This window comes from Kitasatospora sp. NPDC093558, from assembly GCF_040683475.1.
GTDB lineage: Bacteria > Actinomycetota > Actinomycetes > Streptomycetales > Streptomycetaceae > Kitasatospora.
The window spans coordinates 1-4,401 of record NZ_JBFBDY010000534.1 but is presented as its reverse complement, the minus strand read 5'-3'; the positions used below and the strand labels follow the sequence as shown (position 1 = coordinate 4,401).

3 protein-coding genes and 1 pseudogene are annotated in these 4,401 nt (G+C 76.5%); 1 reads left to right on the top strand and 3 read right to left on the bottom strand.

What is annotated here, in order from left to right; genetic code table 11:
• The 3 genes and pseudogenes from AB0O00_RS30850 to eccE form a co-directional block, all read right to left on the bottom strand.
• Positions 1-453, bottom strand: a pseudogene (locus tag AB0O00_RS30850) (MinD/ParA family protein); the annotation flags it as partial.
• Between the two features lie 118 nt (positions 454-571).
• Positions 572-1,336, bottom strand: coding sequence for a hypothetical protein (locus AB0O00_RS30845; protein ID WP_363657350.1), 765 nt, complete (start codon positions 1,334-1,336; stop codon positions 572-574).
• On the bottom strand, positions 1,336-2,526 hold the full coding sequence (gene eccE, locus AB0O00_RS30840; protein ID WP_363657348.1) for a type VII secretion protein EccE: 1,191 nt from the start codon (positions 2,524-2,526) through the stop codon (positions 1,336-1,338). The genes AB0O00_RS30845 and eccE overlap by 1 nt, the downstream gene beginning before the upstream one ends.
• 332 nt (positions 2,527-2,858) lie before the next feature.
• Between eccE and AB0O00_RS30835 the strand changes: the two genes are divergently transcribed.
• Positions 2,859-4,401, top strand: a 1,543-nt coding sequence (locus AB0O00_RS30835; RefSeq protein ID WP_363657346.1) for a type VII secretion protein EccB, incomplete at its 3' end; no start/stop codon positions are given.

The following is a 4,401-nucleotide window of genomic DNA, read 5'->3' as shown; positions in this document are numbered from 1 at the left end:
GTGCTGGTGGTGGGGGGCGGGGGGCGGGCTGGGGGCGTGGGGGGCCTCGGCCACGGCGGCCGGCGGCTGCTCGTGCTGCGGGATCGGAGCGGGGATCGGGGCGGCTGCGGGCGGCTGCTCGGCGACGGGGGCGTGCAGGTGGGCGGGCGGCGCGGGCGGCGCGGGCGCGGGCTCGCTCACCGGGGCGGGGAAGGAGAGCGGCGGCGGAGCCGGCGCGGGCGGCGGCACGACGGCCTGAGCCGGGGCCTGAGCCGGGATCCGGCCCTCCGGAGCCGGGGCGGTCTGAGCCGCCGTCTCGGCCGAAGGCGTCGGGGGCGTCGGGGCCGTCGGGGCTGCCGGGCCGTCCGTCCGCACGTACCAGGACGGGGGAGTGTAGTCGGGGGCGTCGGACCAGTCGTCGTCGTCCTCCGCCGCGTTGTGGCCGACGTAGACGCCGTCCCGATCGCTGCTCACTAGGGCTCCCTCGTGTTCGCCGCCGCTTGTTCAGCGGTGCCGTTGCCGCCTCAAGACTAGGCCGTACGGCCGACGTCGTTGTAGGCGGACTCCGATCCCGGCCGGTGGGCCGCGCCGCTCAGGCGGGCGGGTCCACCCGGCGCGGCGCGCCCAGGACCTGCAGTTCCGCGGGCCCGGCCACGGCCCGAACGTACTGACGGTGCATCCGGGTCGTCCAGAGCGTCAGGTCGTCGCCGAGGGCGGGCAGCGCGGCGACGTCCTCGGGCGGCAGCGAGAGTGCGCGCCGGAGGATCCCGGCCTCCTCCGGCTGGACCCGCTGCACTCCGACGAGGTCGGCGGCCTCGACCAGCCGGGCGGCCTCCGGGACGAGCCACGGCAGGACCGTCAGCGTGGTCTGCCAGGGCGCGGCGGACAGCCGGCTGCGCGGCGGGCGGGCGGTGAGGTCGCGCACCACCAGCACCGGCGAGGTGACGGAGGCGCCCTGCGGGCCGAGCCGGCCGGCCTGGTGGACGGTCATGCACGGCTGCCCGCCGCCCGCGGCCTGCGCGAGCGTGCTCCAGGCCTGCGGGCGGGCGGTCTCCACCGCGACGCGCGCGCCGGTCGAGGCGGCCCGCAGCGCGATCAGCTGGGCCGTCCACAGACCGCCGACGAGCACCAGCTCGTGGGCGGCGGGCCGGAAGAGTCCGAGCACCGAGGGGCGGCCGTGCACGTCCGTGCCGATCACGACGCCGTCGTCGCCGACGGGGAAGGCCAGTGCGGCGAGGTCGGCGACGGCCAGCACGTGCTTCTCGCGGCGGGGCCCGCGGAGGCCGAAGCCGGGCAGGATCCGCGGCCGGGGGCGCGGTTGCGCGGTGGCGGGGCGCGGTCGGGTCGGGCGGGCCATCAGGCGGTTCCTCCCAGGGGCAGGGTGGCCAGGACGCCGGGTGCCTGCTCCAGGTCCAGCCGGTTCAGGCCGAGGCCGGCGTCCCGGGCGCGGGACTCGACCTCCCGGCAGGTCTCGGCGAGCTCGCTCTCGTTGCGCCCGGTCAGCCGCAGGTGTCCGGCGAGGGCGACGGAGCCGCCGGGGCCGTGCCCGACGGTGAGGCTGAAGGTGGCGGCCAGTGCGCGGGCGCCGGTGAGCCGGCCGACCAGCTCGGGCACGCCCGGCCCGCCGGGGCGGCCGAACCGGGGCCAGCGGGAGATCCAGTAGGTGCAGTGCCAGCGGTCGTCGATCCGCCAGTGGCGCCGGCCCTCCCTGGTCCGGCGGGTGGTGGCGGTGCCGCCGCCGCTGCCCTGGAGCCCGGCCGCGGCGAGCGGGTTGGCACAGGTCGCGGTGGCGAGGGCGGCGATCAGCTCGCGTTCGTCCAGCACCGTCGTGTGGAACCCGGCGCCGTCGAGCCGCCCGGCGAGCTGGTCGGTGACCCGCTGGAGCGCCTTGCGGGCGCCCTCCTCGCCGCCGCCGCGGGCCCGGACGGCGGTGGCGGCGCGCTCCGGGTCGAGCTTGAGCGCGACCCAGGTGAGCCGCAGTCCGGGGGTGGTGGGGCCGGCGGGCAGCTCGCGGTAGGCGCGGGCGGCGAGCGACTGCTCGGGCAGGTGCGGGGCGGGGGCGGGCTGGGTGAGCTGCACCAGCTGGACGGATTCCAGGGTGATGTCGTCGACCCGCAGTGCCGAGCACAGGACGTCGAGCGGGAGTGGCCGGTCGGTGCGCGCCGGGCGCAGCGGCTGGTCCCTGGCCTGGACCAGCAGCACCGAGCTGAGGAAGGTGCCGTCGCCGGCCATGCCGGTCTCGCGGCGCACCGTCCGTCCGCCGAAGTCGGCCTCGGTGGCGTGGGTGTACGTGCGCAGGGCCGGTTCGAGCTCCAGCGCGGGGGCGAGCGTCGGGTCGGCGTCGGCCGGCGGGAGTGTCGAACTGGCCAGCCGGAGGCGGGACTTGAGGGCCAATCGGGCGGCGAGCAGTTCCGGGAGGGTGCGGCCGCGCAGCGGGACGAGGCCGGCGAGGACCAGGGCGAGGCCGAGTGCGCCGAGTGCGGCGGTGGCCGTCCGGCCGATCGTCCAGCCGATCGCGACGAGTGCCAGGGCGGCCTCGACCAACACGAGTTGACGGAGCAGCCGGCGGCCGCCGGGCAGTCCGGACGATGGGCGGACGCGGACCGCGGTGGACCGGCCACCGCCGGCGGTGGGCGACCCCCCGCCCGGTGCCGTGCCCCGTCGTCCCGGAGCGGTCTGGCTTGGCATCCCCCGGCTGACCCCCACTGCTCGATTGACACGGCTCGATCGACCGGCCCGCTGGCTCGTTCACGGACCGTGCCCGTACGGTACTCATCGTCTGCTGCCGCATCGTAGAGGGTTCGAGCGCGTTCTCGCCCGCGACCGCGGACACGGGGGCAGGACGCTGACCGGACGGTCCGACAGGGGAGACGACGAGGATGGCATCGCGCCGGGACGAGCTGAACGCGTACACCTTCGCGCGCAGGCGCATGGTGGGCGCCTTCCTCCTGCCGGGCGGCGGGGGCGGCGGGGGTGGCGACGAGGACGCCCCGCGTCCGGTGCGGGCGGTGCTGCCGAGCCTGGTCGTCGGGGCTCTGGTGGTGGCCGGGTTCGGCGTGTGGGGGGTGTTCCGCCCGGGCGCTCCGCTGCACTGGGACGACGGGCAGAACGTCGTCCAGGGCAAGCGGTCGACGACCCGGTACGTGGTGCTGACCGACCCGGACGGGCGGACGAAGCGGCTCCACCAGGTGCTGAACATGTCCTCGGCCCGGCTGGTGCTCCCGGCCGGCGCGAAGGTCGTGGTCGTCGACGACGACGTGCTCGACCGCTACCCCAACCACGGCCCGACGATCGGCATCCCGTACGCCCCGGACAAGCTGCCCGGCAAGGAGAACGTGAGCCGGGCGATGAAGTGGTCGGTGTGCGACCGCCCGGGCGCGGACGCCCGGCAGGAGACCGTCGACCAGGCGCTGTTCGTGGCGGCGGGCGCGGACGCCACCGCGCTGGGCGCCAAGGGGCGCATGCTCGGGCCGGACCAGCTGGTGCTGGTCCAGCAGGCGGTGGACCAGCAGGTCACCACCGCGGCCGGTGCCAGGCCGGGCGACGCGCGGATCTACCTGGTCGACGCGCAGGGCCGCCGGCACGAGATCGGCTCCCCGCAGGCGGACGACCGCGAGCGGAAGTCGCTGATCACGGCGGTCTTCGGGCCGAACGCCGTGCCGCAGCCGGTCAAGCGCGAGTGGCTGGACACCCTGCTGCCCGGCAGCGCCGTCGTCTTCCCGCAGGTCGACGGCGCAGCGGACAGCCCGGTCGCGAACTCCTCGGTGGCGCTGGAGAACCAGGCCGACCGCCGGATCGGCCGGCTGGTGCACTACCGGGACCGCGACTACGTGGTCGGGCGGGACCGGCTGTTCCTGGTGACGCCGTTCCAGGCCGAGCTGATCCGGCAGAACCCGGCCTACCAGATGCTCTACAAGTACGACCAGGACAAGCAGCCCCGCATCGACGAGATGACCCCGTCCGACCAGGCGAGCTTCGGCACCGGCACCCCGCTGCCGAACGCCGGGGACGGCGACTGGCCGGTCAAGTCCGGTGCGCCGGTGAACAACTGGCAGGACCGCCAGGACGCGCACACCGTCGTGTGCAGCACCTTCGACGGCATGTCCGAGGACGGCCGCACCCCGAAGCGCACCGTCTGGGCGGGCCCGGGGTACCCGGCGCAGTACAACAACGGCGCCGGCGCGGCCTACGTGACGCCCGGCCACGGGCTGTTCTACCGCGCGATGGACTACGGCACGGACGGCTCCGGCACCGACTACCTGATCACCGAGACGGGCCTGCGCTACTCGGTGCCGTCCAACGGTGACGGCGGCCGGGGCGCCTCGGCCTCGCCCGGGGCCAAGGCGGGCCCGAGCGGCGCGCCCAAGTCGCCCGCGCCGCAGCCGTCTGCACCGCAGCCGTCCGCGCCCCCGTCGGCTGCCG